Origin of the sequence: Photorhabdus hindustanensis (genome assembly GCF_002968995.1) — a bacterium.
Classification (GTDB): Bacteria; Pseudomonadota; Gammaproteobacteria; order Enterobacterales; family Enterobacteriaceae; genus Photorhabdus; species Photorhabdus akhurstii.
In genome coordinates, this window is record NZ_PUWT01000002.1 from 1 (window position 1) to 24972 (window position 24972).

Annotated in this window: 21 protein-coding genes; 12 read left to right on the plus strand and 9 right to left on the minus strand. The window is 39.4% G+C overall.

The features are described from left to right. A partial coding sequence (locus tag C6H66_RS00960; protein WP_146111005.1) for a helix-turn-helix domain-containing protein occupies nt 1-178 on the minus strand: 178 nt, incomplete at its 3' end. 731 nt (nt 179-909) lie between these two features. Between C6H66_RS00960 and C6H66_RS00965 the strand changes: the two genes are divergently transcribed. The 6 genes from C6H66_RS00965 to C6H66_RS00990 all read left to right on the plus strand — a co-directional run bounded on the left by C6H66_RS00965 (nt 910) and on the right by C6H66_RS00990 (nt 7840). Beyond that, the gene (locus C6H66_RS00965) at nt 910-1746 is read left to right on the plus strand and encodes an alpha/beta fold hydrolase (protein WP_052739446.1); all 837 of its coding nucleotides are present in this window, start codon (nt 910-912) and stop codon (nt 1744-1746) included. Beyond that, nucleotides 1739-2122, plus strand: coding sequence for a membrane protein (locus C6H66_RS00970; protein WP_036778138.1), 384 nt, complete (start codon nt 1739-1741; stop codon nt 2120-2122). Before C6H66_RS00965 ends, C6H66_RS00970 begins: the two co-directional genes overlap by 8 nt. Nucleotides 2123-2168: 46 nt before the next feature. After that, nucleotides 2169-3065 carry a hypothetical protein gene (locus C6H66_RS00975; RefSeq protein WP_046396129.1) on the plus strand — a complete coding sequence of 299 codons (897 nt, stop codon included), beginning with the start codon at nt 2169-2171 and terminating at the stop codon, nt 3063-3065. Nucleotides 3066-3115: 50 nt separating this feature from the next. Then, nucleotides 3116-4162: a hypothetical protein gene (locus tag C6H66_RS00980; protein ID WP_046396130.1), complete on the plus strand. Its 1047-nt coding sequence runs from the start codon at nt 3116-3118 to the stop codon at nt 4160-4162. Between the two features lie 89 nt (nt 4163-4251). Then, nucleotides 4252-6819, plus strand: coding sequence for an aminotransferase class III-fold pyridoxal phosphate-dependent enzyme (locus C6H66_RS00985; protein WP_105394550.1), 2568 nt, complete (start codon nt 4252-4254; stop codon nt 6817-6819). Further along, nucleotides 6803-7840, plus strand: coding sequence for a DUF2156 domain-containing protein (locus tag C6H66_RS00990; RefSeq protein ID WP_105394551.1), 1038 nt, complete (start codon nt 6803-6805; stop codon nt 7838-7840). Before C6H66_RS00985 ends, C6H66_RS00990 begins: the two co-directional genes overlap by 17 nt. Nucleotides 7841-7991: 151 nt before the next feature. On the opposite strand, the gene C6H66_RS00995 is transcribed toward C6H66_RS00990, so the two are convergent. The 5 genes from C6H66_RS00995 to lysC form a co-directional block, all read right to left on the minus strand. After that, on the minus strand, nt 7992-9455 hold the full coding sequence (locus C6H66_RS00995; protein WP_105394552.1) for an AMP-binding protein: 1464 nt from the start codon (nt 9453-9455) through the stop codon (nt 7992-7994). After that, nucleotides 9452-10576, minus strand: a complete 1125-nt coding sequence (locus C6H66_RS01000) for an MBOAT family O-acyltransferase (protein ID WP_105394553.1) — start codon at nt 10574-10576, stop codon at nt 9452-9454. Before C6H66_RS01000 ends, C6H66_RS00995 begins: the two co-directional genes overlap by 4 nt. Nucleotides 10577-10719: 143 nt before the next feature. Beyond that, on the minus strand, nt 10720-11922 hold the full coding sequence (locus C6H66_RS01005; RefSeq protein ID WP_105394554.1) for a D-alanyl-lipoteichoic acid biosynthesis protein DltD: 1203 nt from the start codon (nt 11920-11922) through the stop codon (nt 10720-10722). Continuing rightward, nucleotides 11919-12143 carry a phosphopantetheine-binding protein gene (locus C6H66_RS01010; RefSeq protein ID WP_046396136.1) on the minus strand — a complete coding sequence of 75 codons (225 nt, stop codon included), beginning with the start codon at nt 12141-12143 and terminating at the stop codon, nt 11919-11921. Before C6H66_RS01010 ends, C6H66_RS01005 begins: the two co-directional genes overlap by 4 nt. Before the next feature lie 567 nt (nt 12144-12710). After that, nucleotides 12711-14090, minus strand: a complete 1380-nt coding sequence (gene lysC / locus C6H66_RS01015; protein WP_105394555.1) for a lysine-sensitive aspartokinase 3 — start codon at nt 14088-14090, stop codon at nt 12711-12713. Between the two features lie 298 nt (nt 14091-14388). On the opposite strand from lysC, the gene pgi reads away from it, so the two are divergent. From pgi to ubiA, 3 genes are all read left to right on the plus strand, one after another. Beyond that, nucleotides 14389-16035, plus strand: a complete 1647-nt coding sequence (pgi, locus tag C6H66_RS01020; RefSeq protein ID WP_105394556.1) for a glucose-6-phosphate isomerase — start codon at nt 14389-14391, stop codon at nt 16033-16035. Nucleotides 16036-16223: 188 nt separating this feature from the next. Next, a complete protein-coding gene (gene ubiC, locus C6H66_RS01025) occupies nt 16224-16736 on the plus strand; it encodes a chorismate lyase (protein ID WP_105394557.1) in 513 nt (170 codons plus the stop codon). Nucleotides 16737-16751: 15 nt separating this feature from the next. Beyond that, the gene (ubiA, locus tag C6H66_RS01030; RefSeq protein WP_105394558.1) at nt 16752-17618 is read left to right on the plus strand and encodes a 4-hydroxybenzoate octaprenyltransferase; all 867 of its coding nucleotides are present in this window, start codon (nt 16752-16754) and stop codon (nt 17616-17618) included. Nucleotides 17619-17667: 49 nt separating this feature from the next. On the opposite strand, the gene plsB is transcribed toward ubiA, so the two are convergent. Next, a complete protein-coding gene (gene plsB, locus C6H66_RS01035; RefSeq protein ID WP_046396141.1) occupies nt 17668-20124 on the minus strand; it encodes a glycerol-3-phosphate 1-O-acyltransferase PlsB in 2457 nt (818 codons plus the stop codon). A 129-nt stretch (nt 20125-20253) separates the two neighbouring features. Here plsB and C6H66_RS01040 point away from each other — a divergent pair, with 129 nt between their 5' ends. After that, entirely contained in the window at nt 20254-20625 is a 372-nt protein-coding gene (locus tag C6H66_RS01040; RefSeq protein ID WP_065389952.1) for a diacylglycerol kinase, read from the plus strand. A gap of 119 nt (nt 20626-20744) precedes the next feature. Continuing rightward, nucleotides 20745-21350, plus strand: coding sequence for a transcriptional repressor LexA (gene lexA, locus C6H66_RS01045; RefSeq protein WP_036778115.1), 606 nt, complete (start codon nt 20745-20747; stop codon nt 21348-21350). A gap of 151 nt (nt 21351-21501) precedes the next feature. Here the strand turns inward: lexA and zur are convergent, their stop codons facing one another. Then, nucleotides 21502-22014 carry a zinc uptake transcriptional repressor Zur gene (gene zur, locus C6H66_RS01050; protein WP_046396143.1) on the minus strand — a complete coding sequence of 171 codons (513 nt, stop codon included), beginning with the start codon at nt 22012-22014 and terminating at the stop codon, nt 21502-21504. Nucleotides 22015-22233: 219 nt separating this feature from the next. On the opposite strand from zur, the gene C6H66_RS01055 reads away from it, so the two are divergent. Further along, nucleotides 22234-23376, plus strand: a complete 1143-nt coding sequence (locus C6H66_RS01055) for a DUF1266 domain-containing protein (protein WP_105394559.1) — start codon at nt 22234-22236, stop codon at nt 23374-23376. A 202-nt stretch (nt 23377-23578) separates the two neighbouring features. Here the strand turns inward: C6H66_RS01055 and C6H66_RS01060 are convergent, their stop codons facing one another. Next, nucleotides 23579-24769, minus strand: coding sequence for a lactate oxidase (locus tag C6H66_RS01060; protein WP_248000582.1), 1191 nt, complete (start codon nt 24767-24769; stop codon nt 23579-23581). Between the last annotated feature and the right edge of the window lie 203 nt (nt 24770-24972).

The following is a 24972-nucleotide window of genomic DNA, read 5'->3' on the forward strand; positions in this document are numbered from 1 at the left end:
CCTTCAAATGAGCCTGTTCAGGGCAATAGGTTTGAACTTCTTGATTTCTCTTCAATTCTCTGCTGATGGTCGACGGACTTCGCTTAAGTGACTCAGCAATGAAAAGCTGTGAAAAACCCGCTGTTTTTAAACTGGAAATCTGATATCTTTCTGTCTCGGTCAGTTGTGTATAGGCCATAGCGCATTCTCCTGTGGCGGGAAAGATGCCTACTATAGCAACTGACCGCCTTTCTGAAAAATTGCGCTTATTAGTCGAATCCGCCATATAAAACCAGTCATTGAGTAAAAGAAAAGAATGGCTGGTTAATTTCATTAATTAAATAGTAGTAATGATATAATTAATGAACATTAATTATATCATCATGTAAAATATAGATAAAAATAATATAAATTAACTTATTAAAGTAATGTTAGGAAATAATTTTTCGAATATATTTTTGAATTGATTCATCAATAAATTTCATTGTTCTTATGTATTCTTTAAACTAAGATTATCTCTTCTTACTATTAACTGTTTGTGATTTTATGTGGTTATAGCTTTCTATCAATATTGTTTCATATAGATTCAATACATTTAAAATTGATATTTTATTATTGATTAATAACTTATTTATTAATATTTAAATGGTATGATTTACATTTAAAACTAAATTTTTTTTGATGTGTAAAATAATTTTTCCAGCAAATAATTTATAAAATAATATATGTTCCTTGATTTATCTATAGCCTATTACTAAGAAAGTATAAGGGGATTTTGTATTGGTTAATAACAAATTAAAAAATCACTAGTAGCTTGGCGAGATGGACAACTATTTGACACCGATCGCATTTAAAATATAAATTTTTTTGGCGGATCTATCGCCAATGTCAGTCACTGGAGTGTGATGTAGTTGTTGAGAGCATATAGATATGAAAAATAATATTAACGGTAATTACTTTAAAGTGGCTGGTAATTTTCTCTGTAATTATAAAGTTTATCGGGGAGATAGTGATGGCAGAGTTATTATATTGTTACCTGCTATTGGTGTGGAAATCAGGAAATATGAAACTTTAATACAACAACTGGTAAAAGAGGGTTTTCAGGTTGTCACTGCTGATATGCCAGGCTATGGAGACAGTCAACCTAAACCAAGTCGAGAAAATGACTATAATTATTCCGATCTGTTGCGAGATTATCTGCCGGCAATGTTAGACAAGGCTATTGAATTAAATAGCAATAAAATTCCTATTGTTTTTGGTCACAGTCTCGGGGGGCATATTGCGACGCTCTTTGCCTGCTCGACTGACAGGCCATTTTCTCTGTTTTGTGTGGCAACCGGGAACGTATGGTATAAGAATTGGCAGGGAATGGGGAGGGTACAGATAATAACAGCAGCCATTATTTTTAACATTCTGACTGCGTTATATGGTTATCTCCCCGGGAAAAAGATTGGTTTTGGCATAAGAGAAGCTAAGGGATTAATGCGGGATTGGGCCAGAACAGCTTGTACGGGAAATTATGATCATGTCCGTGCTTATAAGGGTAAGGAGAATAAAAATTTATCCAAGGCTGTTTATATCTGTTTTAAAGGAGATAATTGGGCTCCGTTAAAGTCTACTCAAGTACTAGCAAGTCTTATACCTAACGCAGAAGTTAGGGAAATAACTTTATCTTTCAAAGGTAATCCTCACAGCGCCTGGATTAAACAGCCAGGAGATCTTATTGCAATCATGAAAAGAGAAATAATGGAGAATAGAGATGATTAATACATTGAAGATTCTGCGTTGGGAATTTCTAGGATTGTTTTTTATCAGTTTATTTCTGACCTGGCAGCTTGAAAGTTATATAAATTGGTGGCAATTTATTTTGTTGTTTTTTCTGATTGATATTATTGGTTATTACCCAGGGCGGATCTGGAGTTTGTTGAATAAAAAAGAAACTCCACCTTCAGCTTTTTATACCATTTATAATATCTGCCACAATTTATTCACACTCAGTGTGATTAGCTTGCTTTGGATCTGGTTCTTTAAGGACAATTACAGCGTTATTGCACTGTTTGTCCATATCTGCCTGGATCGTGGTGTTTTAGGAAATTTCCCTAAGTTATCTATTAATATATTTAAACAACCCACTGTTCATTGAAATAAATCATTGTAGAGAGATAACTTACTTGGAGGGGCATTTATTTATGAGTCTAATTAAACAGGCATCGGAAATAGAAATGCAGGCAAAAGATTGGGGCTTGGATGAGTGGTTCACTGAACAGATAAGTGTTGAACAAAGAAAAAGAAGCCATTATGCCAATGATCCTAAATTAACCTATTTGCCAGGTGATTTACGGGAGTCTCTGATCCGGGAGCTTTCTTTTAAATCGATTTCGGAATATGAAGCAACGAAAGCGTTATTGTTACTTGCAAATAAGGCACCTGACAATATCAACTTCGATTATATGCTGACTCAGATATTTGACGAAGGCAGGCATGCTAAATTATTCAGAGAACATCTGGTCAGAATAGGCTTTGCGGACATCGACAATGTGGCCGGAAAGATGGAAAGCCTCTTACGAGGAAAAATGACCAATATGTTGGAGACATTGAGAACCTATTTCGACAAATGGGTAGTGTTGAAAAATGATTATATTGCAGGTGTGTTGATTCTTACTGTCGTTTTGGAAGGCGTGCTTGCGCCAACTTCGGAACTCAGCGAAATCAAGTGGCGCCCCTTTGATATTGCGGCGGCTGAGACACAGGCCAGAGCGAATGCTGATGAATTAAGACATCTGACGGTGTGTGCAAATATCGTTAAGCTGGCGCTTGAAAATGATAATTCTCTAAAACCATCGGCTCTTGAGTGTATAGAAGAAGGATTGGCGTTATGGAACCAGGTATCTGTTGATGACTTGTTTGTAGAGCGTGAAATGTTCTATCAACGGGGTATGCAGAACCATTTGCGCTTGATTGAAGGTTATGAATTAGCGCCTGGGATGCTGTTGTCCGATTCTACGGTGGAATCTCGCCTTGAACTATCTCATTCTTTGGTTGAACAGATGCAGCAGTCGCGCCTTAAATACATGGGCTTAGCGTAGATATTGGCCTTATTCAGTAGGTTGTTTGAATAGGCAAAGGAGAATTAAAAATGACAAATATTGTTGAAGAACTCAGGAAGAATAGCGGGAAATACCAACATTTGACACCAGATAGATTGAAAAGATTGTTATTGGGTTCTGAGGCCGCCTCACAATGCCTGCGTTTGATGGCTCAATCCAGTATGGATGGGCTTCATCAAGTGGGTAATACTATCCGTGAAGCTTCTGCGTGGCTTCCCGCTGTTGGGATTGCCTTAACAATGCATAATCATATTGTACTGGCTTGCAGTAAGTTTCCTGATATATTCGAAGACAGCAACGTATTATTGAATGAAGTTATGGCATCAAAAGCGTTGGTTGCTTCTGCTTTTGCAGAAGGACTACCTGGAATGAATATTTTTACACCATCACTTAAAATGCATTCAAAAGAGGGAAAGCTGTTTGTTAATGGTTCGAAGAAACCTTGTTCTCTATCTTCGATTGCTGACTATTATGTGTTATCAGTCTGCGATACCGATAATGACGATGAGATGAGAGTTGTGCTGATTTCTAAATCGGCGCAGAACTCTAAGGTTATTCCTTTTTGGAAATTGGGAATTTTGACTGAAAGTGATAATCAAGAAATCAAATTCTTGGATGCCGAAGTATCGCCTAAACGACTTTCCCATTATAAGGGGATTGAACAACAGATGGTGCTTTCCTGCGGTTTATCACTATTTAATTATTTTGCTGCTAATACTTATTCTGGAATTCTTGATGGACTTACTCGTTTTATTCCTGAGAAAGTAGTAGAACAGCAGCCAATTAAATATACCCTGACTCAAGCTGATTATAAGATTAATGTTATTCTCGGTCAGATGTTGATTATTGCTTTTTATGCTAGCCAGGATGAAAATGCTGTCCACAAGATTCTCGCGTTACGTTATACCTTGGAAAAGATCCTTGAGGAAACTGCCGGTTTCATATTCCGATGTTGCGGTGGAATTAAGGTAATGACAACACCAGAAATTATGAATTTCTATTTGGCAGTACAGTTATTCAAATTTCATCCGATAGGAGAATTCCAAATGATTAACCAGATCATACAACAAGCTTAATTACTTTTAGAATCACCTATTTATAACTCAAGGATTTTTCCATGCTGTTTACAGCATGACTTTGTACACCTAAGAAAAGAGAGAGAACTATGTTTGTTAATCAATATCGTGAGAATTTATTAAATTCTGTGGGCCTTGAGCTGGATATTAAGTCTGCCGAAGATAACCGGCTGACATTATCGGATGGCCGGGTTGTTAAGGATTTTTTGGCTCAATATGGCGCGCTGCCATTTGGGCATAATCCTGATTTTGCTATCGCTGAAATTAATAGATTCACTGAAAATAAAGAACCTATCTTCTTTCAGCCCAATATTCACAAAAAGGTACGGCTATTAGCTGAAATGCTTGCAGAGCAAATAGATAAAGAAAAATATACCCACTGTACTTTTACTAACAGCGGTGCTGAAACAGTAGAAGCTGCGATTAAATTTACCCGTTTGTTTACTGGCAGAAAGCGTATTTTAAGTTTGCATCGCAGTTTTCACGGTAAAACCTATTCGGCATTATCCGCTACAGGATCTCATCGGTTTAAAGCTGATTTCATTTACGATGATAAATTATATGAGCAGGTTGATAGTGAAGATTTGGATGAAATAAAAAGAAAGCTGGAGAGCCGGGAATTTGCCGCATTTATCATTGAACCAGTGCAAGGAGAAGGCGGAATGAAAGTCATTCCACCAGATACCTTGTCCAATATTTTGGCACTGTGTAAAGGGAATGGCACATTGTCGGTATTTGATGAAGTTCAGACGGGTATCGGTAGGCTTGGGTCATTCTGTGCAGCCACGCTCTATGCTTTGAAACCGGATGTGATCCTGTTTTCCAAGGCGTTAGGAGCAGGTATCTCGCCGATTGGCGCGATGTTGTATTCACATGAGCTTTATTTATCCGAGTTTGATAGGAAACATAGCTCTACTTTTGCCAATAACGTTCTGGCGGCGACGATGGGGATTGCTGTTATCGAGCATCTGACTAAAGATGATGGTAAAGCGTTAACCCATATTCAAGAAGTCAGCCGCTATGTTGATGAATGTCTTGAACAATTGTCTGCTAAATACCCGGAGCATTTTTACTGGCAAGGGGCTGGGTTGATGCGTGGTCTTGAAATACAGGACAGCAAAGCGGTTTCCAATATCTTTATCAATTTCAGTCAAAGAAGCGGTGGTCTGGCTTATATCATTTGTAGTTTCTTATTGAAATATTATGGCCTTTTCACCATGCCGTTAATGTCTCGCCCTTGTTCTGTACGTTTTGAACCACCGCTTAACGTTTCCAAAGAGGATATCAAGACATTTTTCACGGCTTTTGATGAGGTATGTCAACTGGTTCAGAATGGACGATATGACATTCTTTTTTCACACTTGATAGACGTACCTGTTGCGAATCTCCCGCCGCCTTCGGTGAGTTATCCCATTTCAAGAAACAATAATATTGCTCAGATTAAAGCGCCTGTCTCTGGATTGGCGGAGGGTAAGAAATTCGCTTTCTTGATGCATACTACTTCGGTCAATGAGCTTGCTCACACTTATTGCCTGTCAATAAAGGAGAATTACACGCTGGAGCAGCAGAAACAGCTCAGTGACTGGATCATGCAGGTTTCCTCGATTGATTTTAATCCTGATGTCGCTATTGAGTTTGGTGTCGAAAGTTCAGCGGCATATGCGAATGGTATGCTCCTTTTCTCACCTATCAGTCCCGAAGATATGATGGCATTATCGGCGAAAGAACGGGCGGTATTGATGAAGGAATATCTTGATGTGGCGGAGAGAAATGGCGCTGAAATCGTCGGTTTAGGGGCTTACACCTCGGTTATTACTAACGGTGGTCATAGTTTGGTGAATAATCGGCAGGGCAGGATATTGACTAATGGCAACTCTCTGACAGCGGTGGCGGTGATTGAGGGGATACGCTCAATGTTGACGGAAAATGCGTCCCGGCAAACCTTGGCGGTAGTGGGCGCCAGAGGCTCCGTAGGCAGGCTTTCAGTCACGGGTTTAGCCCATAACTTTGGTCGGATTATTTTGGTTAGCCGTCCTAATAAAGCGCGCATCTTGCTCTCTGAACTGACCAAAGCGCTTCTTTCCGCAGTGTTAAGAACACATGATGTTATTCAGCCAGATTCGGTCATGGATAAGATGAGAAAATGGCTGTTTAAACAAAATCCGGGGGTGACAGATGCTCAAGTATTGCATCAGCAAGTTCTTGAAGTCGTTGATACCTTTGGTTTGGAAGCGATAGAGAGTTATGAGCACTCCTTGAGTCAGGCGGATTTTATCGTTTCGGCAACGAGTGAAGGTAAGCCTTTCTTGAATACGCATTACTTAAAAGATTCCGCTATCGTTTTTGATGCGGCCAGACCTTTCGATTTCATTCGGGATGGCAATCATCAAATTTACGAGGGGGGATTGGTCTATCAGCCTGAGAAAGTGACCTATAGCGATAGCAACGTGATCGATGTACCTGCGGGGGTAAATCTTGCCTGCTTATCAGAAACTATCGCTGTGGCGCTTGAAGGGGTGAGTGTTCATCAAAGCATCGGTAAATCTATTGATTATAATGATGCATTGGCGATTCGGGATATCGCCAGAAAGCATGGGTTCATTCCTGTTCAGTATTCCCGAAATAACCAGGGTGAGCGTTATGAGCATGTTGCTTGATGCTCCTCAGATTATTGCCACTGGGAACGCTCAGGATGTTCTTGGCAACAGTCATCTCAGAAAAATGCTTTGCTATGCAAAGCACCCGTTGAGTAGCCTGTTGTTCAATAGTGAAACGTATTGGTTTACTAATCAAAAGGGGGCTATTGGTTTCTTTCAGGACAAAAATCTGCATATGTGTGTAGGTGGTATTTTGGCTCCTGGAGAAGAACGAGCTGCACTTTTGCACTCTTTTCTCAACTTCACCAAAGAAAAGCGGGCTTTCCCGGTTTTTCTGCACGGCGATGAGAGCGATTTTGTATTGTTGAAAGATAATGGCTTTTCTGTGAACCAGCTTGGCGCGAGTTATTCATTGAGTCTTGATGGATATAATATGCAAGGCAAACGGTTTCAGCAGCTTAGAAATAAAATCAGTAAATCCAGAAGAGCGGGGATTTCCGTTCGAGAGATCTGCTCGCAAGAGGAATATTATCGATTTAAACCACAACTAGAACATATTAATCAGCTTTGGTTGAAAGAAAAACATGCGAAGGCCCTGAAAAAATTGGTGATTGATTTCAACACCGTAGAAGTGAGTTCAGGCGAGCACAGAGTTTATATTGCAACACAGGGAGAACAAATTCAGGCATATATTGTTTATAGCTACACTTGGGGGGAGACATCGGGATGGTTTCATAACCTATCTCGAAAAAAACCGGATATACCCGACGGCACGATGCAATTTATTAATGAAACTGCGATTAATGACTTCCTGAAAGAGGGGGTAGTTTCCTACCTGCATTTGGGCTTCACCCCTTTGGTGGAGTTCGGCGAGGAGGGATACATTAATGACTCGGCGATCTTTTATAAAATTGCCAAATGGTTGTCATCAAAAGGCGGTATTGTTTATCCTGCGGCTTCGCAACGTCAATATAAAATGAGCTGGCGGCCGTCGTTAATTGAACCGGAATATATTGCTTTCCCCAGAGGAAAAGCTATGAAAGCATTATGGTCAACATTGCGAACGACTAATAGTATTTAACCTTTTCTTAATGTTAGGTAACAGGTGATCAGTCGGGGATAAAAATACTGCGCTGATCATCTGTCATATTGATATGTTTTCTATGGTAAATCTATTTTACTGAGCGCGTATATTTGAAATTTTTTTCTTTTTATTTTCGGCTTTATGTTAATTATTTTATAATTTCACATTCATTATTGTTATATCTTGACAGTAAAGATTTTGTATCAACTTTACTGTTATTGGTGACTGGAAAGTTATCAATATTGATAAATTCACTGGGTATCATATAGGAAGGTAAATTCTTTTTAAGAAGGTTAACTAAATTTTCCTTATCAATAATGGTTTTGAATTTACAGAAAGCAACCAAGCGAACAATAGAACCATCTTCTTTTTTTAATGGCAAAACAACAGCGCTATCAACGATAGGAAGATTCATCAGCCTTTCTTCAATTTCATGTAGCTCAATACGATATCCATTTAGTTTTATTTGATTATCTTCCCTGCCAAAGCAATACCAGATATTATCAATTAATTTGCCGATATCTCCGGTTCGGAAACTTCTCATCCCATCTTGATTAATTGTCAATCTATTATTATCTTCCGCTTTGGCGCCAATATATTTTCTCATTACATGAGCGCCAGAGATAACAATTTCATCATTTTCCAATGTCAGAGTCGAGCCTGATCTTGATTCTCCAATTGGCAATAATTCCATTTCCGAATGGAGATGTTGATCGCTAATTTCAATTAACGTTGTTGCCACGGTAGCTTCTGTGGGACCATAAGTATTATAGATAATGGCAGATGGAAATCTTTTCCTTAAATGCTTAACGAGATTTTTACTTAGAATTTCGCCACAAAATAGGAAATGTTTTAGATTTTTTAAAAAGGAGGAATTGAAATCCTGAGATAATAACTGCTTATAAGAAAAAGAAGGTGTGGAAACCCATACCGTTGGCTGATAATAATTTAAAGCTTGATAGAATTTTTCAGAATCAGTGGTTGTTTCTTGAGAAATGCAAATACATGTACCACCGTATACCAATGTACCAAATGTTTCATACATGGATAAATCAAAATTAAATAGTGCTTGATTCATGAAAACAGGTTTTTCACCAAGCTTGAAATCATTGTACATCCATCGCATAAGATCATAAACGCTTTCACGTCCAATGACGACGCCTTTAGGTTTTCCTGTGCTACCGGATGTAAACATTATATAGGCAACACTGTCTTCATCAAACTCAATATAATCAACGTTTGTCGTTTTGAATGTATTGCTAATAACATCGTAGTAATAAGGCGTGTTGGATAGTGATGCAATTTCTAACAAACGTTGCGTTGGATAAATTATATCGATTGGAATAAATGGGATCTTATAGGTTATACATGCATAAATTGAAACTAAAAAATTAGCTTCTTTATGTCCGTATAAGATCAATGGCGTGTTGCGGTTTAAATTTAGTTCTAAATATTTAGAATGCCACTTTTTAATTTCATCATATAAATCGCGCCAATAAATGACTTGATCTGAACCTACAATGGCGGGATTGTCTGGATGAGAAGGTGCTATTATTCTATCGTTAATCAATAGATCAAAGTTTGATTCGCTATATTCGTTGAGATATTTCATTTTATAAAACTGTATCCACTAAATATATATAAAGAGAAACAAATTAAAGTTAAAGTTATCAGTCTGCCAAAGAAAGAGATGAGTTTTGTATCTAAGATATTAGTGAGGTTTTCTTTATCTCTGGTGTAATTAATTAAACAATTATGCATTACAGAGTAAAAACCAAATAAAGCACCACTTATAATATAATTAAGTTCTAGTCCATTCCAAATACCCATACAAAATAATGTGATAAAAATACTGATATTCTGGGCAAGAAGTCTATGGTTTTTGAAAAATTCTTTCTCCATTAGCATCTTATATAATGGCATAAAGATGACGTCTCTTAACCATTCAGATAAACTAATATGAAATCTACGCCAAAAGTCCTGTGGGTTTTTGGCTAAAATTGGATAATGGAAATTAATAGGTAAGTTTATGCCAAATAGCTTGCCTGCGCCACAAGCCATATTGGTATAACCTGCAAAATCAAAATATAAGTAAAAACTATAACTTATAGCAACGACTAAGTATGATTCAATAGTGTCTTTATTAATATAGTCAGATAAAAATACGTTATAGATAATGGCGGCGAATAAGAATTTCTGAACTACACCATATAGTATTTGTCCGGCACCGGAAAACCATTTATCTAAAGAAACTGGCACTTGTAATTCAAGTAAATCACGTTTGAAGCTGTTCCATCTATACATAGGGCCAGCCAGCCAAACTAATGGTAAGAATAAATAAGCAAAATATTCGTAAATTACTATTTTTTGCTGTTTACTGGAGAATAAAATGACATCTATAGCCCTGAATGTAAAAAAGGATAAACCGATAACTCCGAGTAGATGACTAAATTCCAAATTTAATTTAACTAAAAATAAAGGTAAAATGATTAGCAGAGAAGATACTAATTTATTAATTATATTATTTTTGAAAATTAAAGTTATTAAATAGAAATAAACAGATAACGCTATAGGTATATAAATTTTATATCTGAAAATAATACACCAGCAAATAATAGAAAATACACTTAATGCAATTTTAGAATTTATTTTTTTATTAAAAAATAGAAAAAATAAGGAAAAAATAAATGAGGCTGAAAATAGATAAATGAAAAAGTTAAAATTTGCAAACATGTTTTTTATGCCTTCTTTATTCTAAAATTGCTGATATTCATATTTTACTTTAACTTCACTGCTACCATTGACGATAGAATCAGAATGATAAAATAAGGTAAGCATTAGAAAAAGATATAATAAAAAAGCCTTTATAAAATATTTCATTTCGCAAAATGTTCCACAATAGCCTTATCAGTTAATAACCAACCATATTCCCCCATATGCATAATATCAGTTAATACTCCTGGTTGATATTGCTCTTCAATAAGATTTAAATACCCCATGCCATGAGATTTTATTTTCTCTGATATAATATTTTCAACGGGATTAAAGTTATTGGTATCTGTGTATACATAAGGGTTTAATGGCTGCATAATAAATAGAGCATCGACATTATATTTCGCTAATAAATTCAATAAGTGGTCAAGGGCGTGTATTTCTTTACTGTAATTGACTCCATTAGGGAATGCTTTTTTAATCTTTTTATCCTTTACATACTTTTCATAGTATTTTTTATTTACCCATTGTGTCTCTTTACTCATATTGTTAAGTTCAATATTTTTAGCATCATTAGCTAGATCTTGCCATTGAACTTCGGTATTGGCAATTTTAAATTGTTTTTTCATTAAAGGATATTCATGAGATACATAAATATTTTCAGCTTTAATTTTATGATTGTCATTTATTATATTTTGGATGTTTACTCTTGCGTTTGATATATAATTTAAAGCATTTGTAACTGATGATAAGACTATATTGTCTTTATAAATTAATTTTAATTGGGTGGAGTTTAAATTTTTAAAGTCATTTTTGTTTTCATTGAGATAGTTGGAAAATATATTTTTTGTATTTTCATCACTTGCGAGTTTATTTGCGATATAGGATGGAAAATGAGAATTGTATGCTTGTGGCAGAAGATCTGTTTTTTCAAACCATCCTGGTGATAGGATAATGACTATTCTGCTATCCTTATTTAAATATTCTTGATAAGCTGATAAATAACCATAAATTGCTAATAATTCAAAGTGCGCTTTACCAACGCCGATTGTCGGAATATTTAAATTTTTTGTTAAGAAATTATAGGGCATAAATTTATGCGTTCTGTTTGTTAATTCAGATGATCCAAATAAAATGACATGATTATTTTTAAACCCATATTCAAGTGATTTTTCTTTTGAGAAGTCAATAGCATTGTGTTGATCTGTAATAGTAGGCAGATAGTTGGTTGATTTATTATCGTCTTTAATATATTTGTATTCTACTATTTTCGAATTGAAACTATTAATAAATACTATAATCGATGAAAAAATAATTGCTGCGAATAATAATGCTGAAATATTAATAGATATCTTTTTTAACATCATTTTAAGCTGTTTAAATAGTTGATGATTGATTTAGGGGTTTCGAGAATAGATTCAGCGTCAGTTGCTGATATGTGGCAATCGAATTCTGCTTGTAATTCCAGGATGAGATCGACAGTAGTGATTGAATCTATTAGATTTTTTTTTAAAAGTTCATCATCTAATTCAACATTTTTTCTGGCAATTTTGTTGACTATCGATAATACTTGCTGTTCAAGTTCCATATATTATCCTTTTATACTAAGATTGTATTTGTATGATTTATTGATATTCATGATAGCTACCGCACAAGCTAGAACACATTTGCTTGCTAATATAACTGTTGTTTTTTCAGTTAATTTGATTGATTTTACATATGTTATTAAACAGTATGGAATATCGATGTTTCAGTTTTAATCGTTATGCATACTAATTGATAGACCTTTCTTTATCAAGATAATATAATTGTTCTACGTATAATTTCCCTAATAAATGAGAAAAATAATGTTTTTTTAAAATATCCTATGATTTACTGTCCCTCAATATAGTTAAATATGTAAGTGAAAATGCTAACTAATTCACACGGAGATTTGCAGCAGAAAGCTATTTAAAAATAAATGGTAAAAATTAAAAGAAACTTTTTCTGATCTTGCCAGAATGAAGTAAAAACAATAATGAAGAAAACGGAAGTCTCGCTATTATGAAAAACAGATATTCCTACACAATTAATTTTTAAGTCAAATGATGGACTTACCGTAATATCCCCTCAGTCTTCTGACTGAGAAGGATATCAATTACCTGAAAAACTATACTTATTCAAACAGACGCTGATGAAGGATTTGAACAATTTGTTCTGCATCTTTGCCTTGAACAAGCAAGCACAGGTTATGGTTACTGGCGCCATGACTGATCATGCGGAGATTGAATCTTTCCAGCACACTAAAAACCTTTTTTCCTAATCCGTTGGTTTGAGAAAGCTGATTACCAATAATTGCCACCAGCGCCAGATCTTCTTCCACTTCAACCCGACACAGCGTCGAAAGCTCCGTCATAAGCGCATTGGTCAGCAGGCTGCCATTCGTGCTGGTGGAGCCAGTGGTGTCGAGTGTTAATGCCACATTGACTTCCGAGGTGGTGATCAAATCCACCGAGATATTATGACGTGACAGAATAGTAAATATTTCGGCCAAAAATCCCTGTGCGTGTAGCATTTTCAGGCTGTGTAATGTCAGTAACGTCTGTTTCTGGCGCAGGGTAATAGCGCGGAACTGTGGTGGGGCTTCTGTGGTATCACAGACCAGCGTACCGCCGGCCTGTGGGTTTTTACTAGAGCCGACAAATACTGGAATGCCACAGCGAATAGCAGGAAACAGGGTTGCCGGATGTAGAATTTTGGCGCCAAATGTTGCCATCTCCGCCGCTTCATCAAAGGCAATCTGATCAATTCGTTGGGCGGTTGGAACAACTCGTGGATCAGTGGTGTAAATGCCCGGAACATCTGTCCAGATATCAACGCGTTTCAGGCCAAGGGCTTCTCCCAAGAGCGCCGCAGTATAATCGCTGCCACCGCGCCCCAGTGTAGTGGTACGACCGTTCTCTTCACGACCAATAAAGCCTTGGGTGACAACCAGGGTATTTTTTAGACGTGGTAAGAGATGTTCTGTTGCCAACGATTGAAGTTGTTCATGGTTTGGTTCAGCACGGCCAAAATGATCATCGGTATACATCACTTTGCGTATATCAAACCATTCGGCATCTTTACCGCGTTGGCGAAGCAATTCGGTAAACAATCGTGTGGACATCAGTTCACCGTGGCTGACTAATTCATCTGTCAGAGCCGCAGAGGTTGCCAGAGACGCGGTTTCAGCAAGGGTTTTAATATTTTCCAGTAGACGATTAATCTCTTGACGAATCGCATCGGATTCATGCAAGCGATCAATTATTGCGTATTGAATGGCGTGGATCTGTTTCAAGTAGTCAGCCCGCTTATCTGCATCGCAGCCTGCCGCTAATGCAACTAATAAGTTGGTTATACCGGCGGACGCAGACAGCACAACTACACGTACTGCTTTATTTGCCAGTACGATATCTGCACTGTTATTCATGGCATCGAAATTTGCCACGCTGGTACCACCAAATTTTGCGACTACATGCCCGCCAATTTCCGGGCATTGGGATGAAACAGCACTCATTGCGATAACCTTCTGTTAACTGGATAGTCTTTTAGAAATATCGGGTTAACGGGTTTGAGTCAACGGGGTGAAGAGTGACATCAATATCTTTCATGACGCGATAAGAATCATAAAATAAATTGAGGATAGTAGAGAACAGTAATTATTTTTTATACACCTCAGCAAATAGAACTAGAAAAACCTAATCGTTTTGACCAATATCAGTGATTAAAGGAAAAGAGGCTCGAATCATAGAATTACAGGTTACAATCTTTCTTTACTCCCAATTAATTACAGTCAGTTGATAGAGAGCATAGCTATGAAAAATATTAATCCTAGTCAAACCTCAGCTTGGAAAGCGTTGGAACAGCATTTTGCGCAGATAAAGGATATTCACATACGTGAATTGTTTGAACAGGACCCAAATCGTTTTGCTAAGTTCTCAGCGACATTCGATGACCAGATTCTGGTAGATTTTTCAAAAAATCGCATCACAACGGAGACATTAGAAAAATTACAGGCGCTTGCTAAAGAGACGGATGTTGCCGAGGCTATTCGCAGTATGTTTTCTGGTGAGAAAATTAATCGTACTGAGGATCGCGCTGTATTGCATATTGCACTACGTAATCGCAGTAATACCCCGATTGTGGTTGACGGGGAAGATGTTATGCAGCAGGTCAACGCGGTGTTGGCAAAAATGAAAGATTTCAGTGAACGCGTGATTAATGGCGAGTGGAGAGGTTATACCGGTAAGGTGATTACTGATGTGGTGAATATCGGTATCGGTGGTTCAGATCTTGGCCCTTATATGGTGACGGAAGCGCTGAAACCTTATAAGAATCACTTGAATATGCATTTTGTTTCTAATGTTGATGGAACTCATATTGCGGAGACCTTGAAAGCGCTTAACCCGGAAACGACGTTGTTTCTCATTGCTTCCAAGACGTTCACTACTCAGGAAACGATGACCAATGCTCACTCTGCCCGTGACTGGTTCCTAAAAAGTGCGGGTGATGAAGGGTATATTGCAAAGCATTTTGCGGCACTTTCTACAAATGAGCAGGAAGTTAAGCGATTTGGTATTGATACCAAAAATATGTTTGAGTTTTGGGATTGGGTTGGCGGCCGTTATTCATTGTGGTCAGCGATTGGTTTATCTATTGCACTCTCTGTCGGGTTTGAAAATTTTGAACAGTTGCTTAGTGGGGCGCACGCAATGGATCAGCACTTTGCCAATACCCCATTTGAGCAGAATATTCCTGTATTGCTGGCGTTAATTGGTGTTTGGTACAACAATTTCTTTGGCTCGGAAACTGAAGCGATTCTGCCATACGATCAGTATATGCATCGCTTTGCTGCCTATTTTCAGCAAGGCAATATGGAATCTAACGGTAAATATATCGATCGCAATGGTCATCCAGTAGATTACCAAACTGGCCCAATCATCTGGGGAGAACCTGGAACGAATGGTCAGCACGCGTTCTATCAGCTTATTCATCAGGGAACTAAATTGATTCCCTGCGATTTTATTGCGCCAGCCATCAGCCATAACCTATTGAGCGACCATCACAACAAATTGTTATCAAACTTCTTTGCTCAGACGGAAGCATTAGCCTTTGGTAAATCTCGTGAGCAGGTGGATGCTGAATTTGTCGCAAGTGGCAAAATCGCGATTGAAGTTGAACATGTTGCGCCATTTAAAGTGTTTGAAGGAAATCGCCCAACTAATTCTATTCTGTTACGTGAAATGACCCCATTTAGCTTGGGGGCGTTGATTGCCATGTATGAGCACAAGATATTTGTACAAGGGGTAATTCTCAACATTTTTACTTTTGACCAGTGGGGAGTTGAATTAGGTAAGCAATTGGCTAACCGTATTTTACCGGAGCTTGAGGATAGTGAAGAGATTACCAGCCACGATAGTTCAACAAATGGGTTGATTAATCGTTTTAAAGCATGGCGTTAATCACTTATTCTGAATCAGAAAGTTAATTGATATGAGCGAATTATGTTCATCATAATTCGCTTATTTTTACTCAATAATATTTATATAATTTGTTATAACTTTTTATTCTGTATACCTACAACGTGGTATTCTCAGCGGTTATCAATTGTACTTCCGGATAAAAGAAGTTTGTCCTAATGGAAAATCGTATGTCAACTGACTCAATATTAACAACGGCGCCTATTCAATGGCTTTCGGTGGATTCGCCCATTTTGTCTGATGAGATTTTAGATTGGTTGATGGAATTAGGTTCAATGACTCGCCGTTTTGAGCAATATTGTAACCGGGTGTGTATCATACCATTCAGAGAATGTTTTATTACCGCCGAGCAACTTTCTGATGAAAGTCAGTGTTTGCCAACAAGTCAAAGATATTGGCTGCGTGAGATTGTGCTGTGTGGCGATAATATCCCCTGGCTATTGGGGCGAACGTTAATCCCGGAAGCGACATTAACCGGCCCAGATGAAAGTTTGGTTGATTTAGGAACAGTCCCACTGGGGAGGTATCTTTTTAGTGGTAATAAATTGACGCGGGACTATATTCATGTGGGGCGGCAGGTAAACCGTTGGGCAAGACGATCATTGCTAAGGTTATCAGGCAAGCCATTATTATTAACCGAAGTCTTTTTACCTGAATCACCTGTATATAAAGGTAAAATTTAAAAGGGGGAAACAGAAGTGGCGGGAAGTATAGCGCAAAGTAAATGGCTGGCCTATTGCCGTTTAATGCGTATTGATAAGCCTATAGGTGCATTATTGTTGTTGTGGCCGACTTTCTGGGCCTTGTGGGTGGCTGGGAAAGGGATTCCGGATATGCACATATTATTGGTCTTTACTGCCGGTGTGTTTCTGATGCGTGCAGCGGGATGTGTCATCAATGATTTTGCTGACAGAAAATTTGATGGTTACGTAGAACGCACAAAAGCACGTCCCCTGCCGAGTGGGTCTATCAGTGAGAAAGAGAGTAAGATCCTGTTTGTCGTGCTGGCGCTGATCTCTTTTGGGCTGGTGCTGACCTTGAATAAAATGGCGATCGGGTTGTCAGTTGTTGGGTTGGCTCTGGCTTGGTTTTACCCCTTTGTTAAACGGTTTAGTCATCTTCCTCAGTTTGTGCTAGGGGCAGCTTACGGTTGGGCTATTCCTATGGGATTTGCTGCGGTTAGTGAGTCTTTACCATTAGAGTGTTGGTTATTATTCCTGGTTAATATCTTCTGGTCGGTTATTTATGATACACAATATGCGATGGTCGATCGAAACGATGATTTAAAAATTGGCGTTAAGTCCACAGCTATCCTGTTTGGTCGTTTCGATAAATTGATTATAGGGTTATTGCAACTCGCTATGTTACTGGTGCTAGCTCTGGTGGGTTATATGATGAATCTGGGCGGTATCTACTATTGGTCACTGTTGCTTGCGGGTACGCTATTTATTTATCAGCAGAGACTGATCGTCGGCCGGGAAAGAACACTGTGTTTCCAGGCATTCCTCAATAATAACTATGTAGGTTTGGTGCTATTCCTTGGCATCTTTTTCAGCTATGTCTGAAATATCTGGTGATAATGTGAATAACCATTATCACCAGTATTTAAGAAGATTATCCTTCCTTGTCACTCTCTTCGGTATCATTATGCTCTGGTGGCAAACTGACACTCTCGATCGTAAGACGAATCTCAGGTGACATCAGTTCACCCAATACCTGATACAGATCGTGGGTATTTGCTGTAATCGCATTACCACTGTCACTGATATAACCTTCTTCACGTAGTGTATTTACCGACGTAGTAAATACCGCCTTATCAAAGAATTCAGGTGCGTTGATACCATGCAATACTGACAGACGTTGCGCTAACATCCGACTCTCTTTTTCCAGCACTCCCCGGCTGATTATTGGGTTGGCGTTCAGTAAAGAGAGGGTGATGGCATAACGTTGCAGTGTTTCACGGACACCGGCTGCCAGTAATTGCAGGGGGCGGATACGTGCTGGATTAAGCACCAGCATGCCATGCTCCTTGTTGCAGATAAGGCACTGGCGGGTCAGTTCGTTGATCAGCGTATTAACCACTTCTGGCAGCTCCGCTTTGCTATAACGCATAAACAGCTCGGCTTTAAGGAGTGGATAAATGATCGCGACCTGGTTTAACAACGCTTCGCGGCTGATGCGGCGATGATGAATAACGATACAGGCAATCAGTGATGGCAGTACTAAGAGATGTTGAATATTGTTGCGGTAGTAGGTCATCAAAACTGCTCGATCACGCGGCAGAATGATAATGTCGCCCATACTGTCTTTGTCTACTTCGAACTTATCCATTTGCAGAGCGTGTTCTAACAACTCCTCCGCGGTTTTCTTTGGCACAGTGACATCGGCAGCGTAGGGCGCATTGCTCATGAGCTGTATATAACAATCCAGTTGCTCAAGCAGTTGCTCACGAGTTAGCGCTCGCTGACGTGACGAAAGCAGAGCGGTCGAACACAAGTTGATCGCGTTAGCCGCCGCAGTGTTGTTAATGTTTACCATAATCTTTTCAGACAGTTGACTGACTGTCGGATTGAACCACTCGGGGCGCTGGAACTCTATTGGATCAATAGAATCGCGCCAACTAGGAACATGGTTGTTAAGGTATTGGATCAACGGGATGGGTTCGCCAAAGTTGACGTAGCCTTGCCCCAGATTACGAAGTTTACGCAAACCGCGTATCATCTGGAAAAAGCCCTCTTTCTCTTTGGTTGCGCCCCGCAGCTCTTTGGCATAGGTGGCAACTTCCATCACATGTTCATAGCCGATATAGATCGGAATAATGGTAATTGGGCGTGATTCGCCTCTCAACAGCGCCTGTAACGTCATGGACAGCGTACCCGTTTTGGGATCGAGCAAACGACCTGTCCTGGAGCGACCGCCTTCCATAAAGTATTCAACAGAATAACCTCGGGCAAATAACTCACCTAGATATTCCCGGAATATCGTGGCGTAGAGTTTATTACCCTTGAACGTGCGGCGGATGAAAAATGCACCAAGGCGGCGGAATATTGGCCCTGCCGGCCAAAAATTCAGGTTGATGCCTGCGGCGATATGGGGCGGCACCAAGCCCTGATGATAGAGTACATAGGAGAGCAGCAAATAATCCATGTGGCTACGGTGGCAGGGCGCATAAACCAGTTCGTGGCCATCCTGTGCCAGACGGCGGATACGTTCAGCATTGTGAACATTGATCCCTTGATACAGGCGATTCCAGGTCCAACCCAGTACACGGCCTGACAGCCGTACCGTTTCATAAGAGAAATTCGCCGCAATCTCTTCCATCATATTAACGGCATTTTGTCGGGCTTTCTCATGTGAGATTTTCTTGCTGCGGGCTTCATCGGAGACCGCCTTTTCTATTGCTTTCGATGCCAGTAACTTGTTAAACAGCTCTTGACGAACCGGCAGGCGTGGCCCAACGGCTGCCAGGCGTTGACGTGAATAGTGCATTCGCGCCACGCGAGCCAGCTTATGGGCAATCGTCTTGTCAGTGCCATGCTCAGTTGCCATATAGCGTAGCGATACTGTGTTTGAAAAGCGTACAAAACTATCTCGGCCTAGCCAGAGAATGGCAAAGAATTTTTGGATACCATTGAGTAGCCGCAAATGTGGAGCGCTCTGCCCTTCGCGTCCCGGGGAACGGCCGAACATGACAGAAACTGGCAGCAGTTGGATATCCAGATTTGGATTATTGCGATGAAGATCTAGGTAATCATGGAAAATTTTTACGGATTCCTGCTTTGGCGCACAATAGCGGAATACACGTGGGCCATTATCGATAAATACATAGCTGGGAAGTTCAGTGTCACCAATCTCCAGTGAATTTAATGGGTCCGGCAGATCCTGTTCAAGACATTGCTGACGTAATGCCAGTAAGTCTGCTTTGGAGTGATACGGCAGCACGTACAGAATCGGGCGTGTCGTATCGAGCCGCAATTCAGTAATAGGATCTGTAGGGATAAGTTTGCTCTTTACCAGTATTTTTAGTGGTAAATTCAATAATTTATAATATATTTTACGCCAACTTGACATAAATATCTTGAAGCCTCTTGTTAGCAACACGTTGCCAGCATATCAGAAACAGGTGTTGAGATCTGTTGTGTTAAGACAATAATAAAAGGGGAAAGTGTCAAATAACCTCATATTTGGTGTGAATAATTTATGGCGAATCAATCCAAGGGCTTGACCCGTATCATTAAAGCAATCGTATATTCGGTGAAGGGCATTAGGGCAACATGGAAAAATGAAGCGGCTTTCCGTCAGGAAATAATTTTAGCGATATTGGCTATGATGGTTGCATTTTATCTGGATATCGGCGCAATTGAACGCATTTTACTGATTGGTTCAGTGATGCTGGTGTTGATTATGGAAATCCTGAATAGTGCTATTGAAGCCGTGGTTGATCGTATTGGCAGTGAGTTCCATGAACTGTCCGGTCGCGCGAAAGATATGGGATCGGCGGCTGTCTTTCTAACAATGATTCTGTCGTTAATTGTCTGGGGGACCATCCTTTGGCGCTATTTTATGACCTGATTTAGTTTAATAGTTAGGTATTATATTATAATTGGCTAATTTTCTACCCTAGTAGGTTCCCAATCGTTATTTAGCTGTATATACTCACATATTGACTGTATAAACAAACAGGGGACGAAATGAAAGCACTTACCGCAAGGCAGCAGCAAGTTTATGACTTGGTGCGTGACCATATTTCGCAAACGGGGATGCCGCCGACGCGTGCTGAAATTGCAGCACGTCTTGGCTTTCGTTCACCTAACGCGGCTGAAGAGCATTTGAAAGCATTGGCTCGTAAAGGGGTGATAGAGATTGTCGCTGGGGCATCTAGAGGTATCCGTTTGCTGGTTGAAGAATCTGGTTTACCGTTAATTGGTCGTGTCGCCGCAGGTGAACCACTGTTGGCACAGGAGCATATTGAAAGTCATTATCAGGTTGATCCGGCACTGTTTAAGCCAAGTGCGGATTTCCTGTTGCGGGTCAGCGGCATGTCTATGAAAGATGTTGGGATTATGGATGGTGATCTGTTGGCCGTGCATAAAACACAAGATGTTCGTAATGGGCAGATTATTGTTGCTCGCATTGAAGATGAAGTGACGGTAAAACGTTTTAAACAGACTGGAAACAGAGTTGAATTGCTGGCAGAAAACCCTGAATTTAAGCCAATTGTGGTGGATTTGCGTGAGCAGAGCCTGACAATTGAAGGATTGGCGGTTGGGGTGATTCGTAGCGGCAACTGGTCTTGATAATAAAATATCAAATTGTTGTTTTTGAGATTGTTAAAGAATTGCAATATTCCGGCAGAATCATGTTGTTGAATTTATCGTTGTGATTATCTTAAACGTGATTCTGCGGTTGTCTATTTCAGTCTGTCTCTATATCAAAAGTAAGTATTTACTATCTATTTCTTTTTACTTCAATGCGGTGGTCATGCTGGCATTCATCTCGCTTAGTGCAGGATTCGATCTCTTCACAGGATGAGCATAAGCCATGCGCTTCGATGACGGTATGGCGTAAACTGAACCCGGCGGTTTTTGCTAGTTGTTGGATGGCGGATTCGACGGTTCCACCATCTCGTTCTGTAACAGAACCACAACGGTCACAAATGAACATTGCTGAGGTGTGACTTGGTTGTTCAATATGGTGGCATAGGACATAACTGTTGGTGGATTCTATTTTATGAATAAATCCCTGTTCCAACAGAAATTCCAGTGCTCGGTATACGGTAGGCGGTTTGGCTTGCGGTTCTGCTTCCCGTAGCAAATCCAGTAAATCATAAGCACTGATTGCCCCTGGCTGCTCTGAAATGAGACGCAAAACCTCAAGACGCTGCGGAGTAAAGCGGACTCCACGAGCCTGGCAAATAACTTCGGCCTGTTCCAGTAACTTTTTTTGATTAATCAATTTCATTGCGCCTCTTACAACCAGTACGATGATAATATTGTGATGTTATCATGTTTCTTCAATAGAAAATATTATCCAGTAAAGTTCATTGTGATTGTCCCCTGATGGAGTTAATTTGGCTAAATTGGTACTCAATAGCAAAAATAATGTTTTCTTGAAGTTTATGATAATACAGACAAGAATTATCGTATATGACAGATAATTTTCGGAAAGGAAGCATTTGTGATGAAAGAGCTTTTACAAAATCAGCCTCATTATAGACAGTTCCCAGTTAAAGGCTATCAGGTAATGAAGCATATTATCTGTGAAAAAAGAAAGTTACCTTTTCTAAGAGCATTATATGCATTGATTAATATTTTATTTGTAATTGCAGTATGTATGGGTATTGTATTATCTGTAGCAATTGTTTTATTTATAATAGGTAATGTATCTGTCCCTGATGCCGATTATTTACTTCTGGCACAAGTAGGAGGTGTAGCATTATTAGGTGTAATGTTGCTCTCTGTTATTATTTATCGCATTGTTAAGCGGCCTGAATGGGAACAACGGCGTTATTATCAACAAGCAGGTTTATCTCTTTTACCAGAAGAGAAGCGCCAGGCGTTACGGTTAAATATTGTTAGTGACTATTGGCTAGGTTTTTGGAGTGAAACTCTAGAGCATTATCCCCTACAGTCACGGGTTGCCCATGATAACTATCGTTACTGTCTGCTTCCATTATCTCTGACCCAAGAGCATCAATCCCAATTATATAGCGACTGGGGAATTATTGATGAAGAAGGGTATATGAAAATGCTAACGGGTTTGTGGGAGGGGGTGCATTCAAAACATTTTGCGATTGATGCCGCTCTTAGTGATGGGAAAATGTTTAAAGTGCTGGCCAAATTAGTTGAAGTAACACCTGACTATATTCATAAATGTGCCAAACCTATTAATCAACGCCCCCCTGCATTAGTGTGGGGGTTTGATTTGTGGCTTGCGATTGTTTTAAGTCGTAACTGTTTTTGCGCCGGTTATATCAGTGAAGAAATGGCATGGAGAAATATGCTGAAAACCGCTGATTATGTTTATGAAATCTTCGGTAGTTTTGATGAATTTTATACAAATTTTCGGCTAGGTAATGCTTACTGGAGTAATGATTTTGACCGGTCTAAAGAGCGGCTGGAACAATTTAATTATTATAAGTCACATTGTGACTGGCCAATTGCTAGTTTGCCGTGGCCTGAACCAAAAGGCGTCATGATGGAAAAGCAGATGATGACAGGTTTTTCTACATTAGTAGAAGATGTTTTACGCAGTAACATGGAAGAGCAACAAAGTTATGAATTTGATATTACTGAGCTGTCAGCGTCTCGTGTACTCCATTAATATTTACATGAAATGTTTCCCTTTGAAGAACATTTCAAAGGGAAATAAATAATTAATATAGGAAATATGGTGTAATAAGTGAGAGAACGGATTTTTTCGTTATGGTATCCATTATTTCTAAAGGCAACATAATTTACCCCGTTTCCTGAAATCACCTGTTTCAAATGAAACGGGGCCAATATTTGCTTTATTAGTTAATGGGTTAAATCAAATTAATAAATTTTCTCTCTATATCTTTAATGGCCGCACATCCTGCTAACTTCATGCAGAGTTTTAGCTCATCTTTAAGCAGGTTTAAAACGGAAGTGACTCCTGGTGCTCCACCTAATGCCAGCGCATATAAAATGGGTCTACCGATAGCGACAGCTTTGGCACCTAATGCGAGAGCCTTAAACACATGGGTACCGCGGCGGATGCCGCCATCTAAATAGACTGGGATTTTAGATCCGACAGCTTCAATAATGTGCGGTAATGAAGCGATTGCTGCCGGGACAGTATCCAACTGCCGGCCACCGTGATTAGAAACTTGAATTGCGGCGGCGCCGTGGTCAACACATTCTTTAGCATTTTCGGCAGATTGAATGCCTTTTACGATGATTGGCAGACTTGATTCTTTGGCAAGGAACTCCAGGTCATTAAAATCAAGATCCCGTTTAAAGAGCGCTGTAATCTCTGCTAAGGTTGCTCCTGCGGGAACGCCTGGAATATTCGGAAATGGTAATGAATGTGGGAAAACAAATTTATTACGTTTATCGGTTTCTCTATTACCACTCCACTCTAAATCGACCGTAAAGACGATTGCGGTTGCTCCCATCGCTTTGGCTCGGCGTATCATTTCGCGGTTAATGCCCATATCTTTGGTAAAATAAATTTGGAACCATTTAGGGCCATTACTCACTTTTGCTATCTCTTCAAGAGGTGAATTGGCTAGAGTTTGTGCGGTAAATAGTGTACCGGCATTGGCAGCGCCTCTTGCTGTGCCCAATTCAGCAGTAGTATGAGTTAGCCCATGTGCTGCCATTGGGGGAATGAAAATAGGCATATCCACTTTACTGCCGAACAATTCGGTTGTGGTGTCAGGCTCTTTTACTCCGGCGAGATAGCGGGGAATAATTTGGAAATCGTCAAAGGCTCTGATGTTTTCACGTAGAGTCCACTCATCACCTGAACCGCCGCTGATATAGCCAAATTGGGGCGCAGGAATCAATTTACGCGCTTCTTCTTCCAGATCATAAAGATTAATAATATCAAGGGATTTTTCTGAACTATTTGTTTTGTAGGCTCCTGTCAGTTTTATGTTAGCAGTTGCGGCGTTGGCTGAGGATACAGCGGATAGCGTACCGGCAGCAGCAAGACTTAATCCTCCAACTATGACGTCTCTTCTTGATGGCATATAATTTTCCCTTACTTAGTAGGTTTAATAAGTATTGACAATAGAATTTGTCCACATATTAAGAATAGACCTATTCTGGATAATTCAAGCTAATAAATCCTGAAGAATGTTTTTATAAGCTGACAAAGCCTATTGGAACTGGCGATTCTTTGTTGTGAGAGCAACATCACAAAACTCAGATTAAAGTAAAATGGCTTATTTTA

Excerpts from the sequence above, each read along its gene's own strand:
- C6H66_RS00965 (WP_052739446.1), top strand. The coding sequence starts at position 910 with ATGAAAAATAATATTAACGGTAATTACTTTAAAGTGGCTGGTAATTTT.
- C6H66_RS00970 (WP_036778138.1), top strand. The coding sequence starts at position 1,739 with ATGATTAATACATTGAAGATTCTGCGTTGGGAATTTCTAGGATTGTTT.
- C6H66_RS00975 (WP_046396129.1), top strand. The coding sequence starts at position 2,169 with ATGAGTCTAATTAAACAGGCATCGGAAATAGAAATGCAGGCAAAAGAT.
- C6H66_RS00980 (WP_046396130.1), top strand. The coding sequence starts at position 3,116 with ATGACAAATATTGTTGAAGAACTCAGGAAGAATAGCGGGAAATACCAA.
- C6H66_RS00985 (WP_105394550.1), top strand. The coding sequence starts at position 4,252 with ATGTTTGTTAATCAATATCGTGAGAATTTATTAAATTCTGTGGGCCTT.
- C6H66_RS00990 (WP_105394551.1), top strand. The coding sequence starts at position 6,803 with ATGAGCATGTTGCTTGATGCTCCTCAGATTATTGCCACTGGGAACGCT.
- C6H66_RS00995 (WP_105394552.1), bottom strand. The coding sequence starts at position 9,455 with ATGAAATATCTCAACGAATATAGCGAATCAAACTTTGATCTATTGATT.
- C6H66_RS01000 (WP_105394553.1), bottom strand. The coding sequence starts at position 10,576 with ATGTTTGCAAATTTTAACTTTTTCATTTATCTATTTTCAGCCTCATTT.
- C6H66_RS01005 (WP_105394554.1), bottom strand. The coding sequence starts at position 11,922 with ATGATGTTAAAAAAGATATCTATTAATATTTCAGCATTATTATTCGCA.
- C6H66_RS01010 (WP_046396136.1), bottom strand. The coding sequence starts at position 12,143 with ATGGAACTTGAACAGCAAGTATTATCGATAGTCAACAAAATTGCCAGA.
- lysC (WP_105394555.1), bottom strand. The coding sequence starts at position 14,090 with ATGAGTGCTGTTTCATCCCAATGCCCGGAAATTGGCGGGCATGTAGTC.
- pgi (WP_105394556.1), top strand. The coding sequence starts at position 14,389 with ATGAAAAATATTAATCCTAGTCAAACCTCAGCTTGGAAAGCGTTGGAA.
- ubiC (WP_105394557.1), top strand. The coding sequence starts at position 16,224 with ATGTCAACTGACTCAATATTAACAACGGCGCCTATTCAATGGCTTTCG.
- plsB (WP_046396141.1), bottom strand. The coding sequence starts at position 20,124 with ATGTCAAGTTGGCGTAAAATATATTATAAATTATTGAATTTACCACTA.
- C6H66_RS01040 (WP_065389952.1), top strand. The coding sequence starts at position 20,254 with ATGGCGAATCAATCCAAGGGCTTGACCCGTATCATTAAAGCAATCGTA.
- lexA (WP_036778115.1), top strand. The coding sequence starts at position 20,745 with ATGAAAGCACTTACCGCAAGGCAGCAGCAAGTTTATGACTTGGTGCGT.
- zur (WP_046396143.1), bottom strand. The coding sequence starts at position 22,014 with ATGAAATTGATTAATCAAAAAAAGTTACTGGAACAGGCCGAAGTTATT.
- C6H66_RS01055 (WP_105394559.1), top strand. The coding sequence starts at position 22,234 with ATGAAAGAGCTTTTACAAAATCAGCCTCATTATAGACAGTTCCCAGTT.
- C6H66_RS01060 (WP_248000582.1), bottom strand. The coding sequence starts at position 24,769 with ATGCCATCAAGAAGAGACGTCATAGTTGGAGGATTAAGTCTTGCTGCT.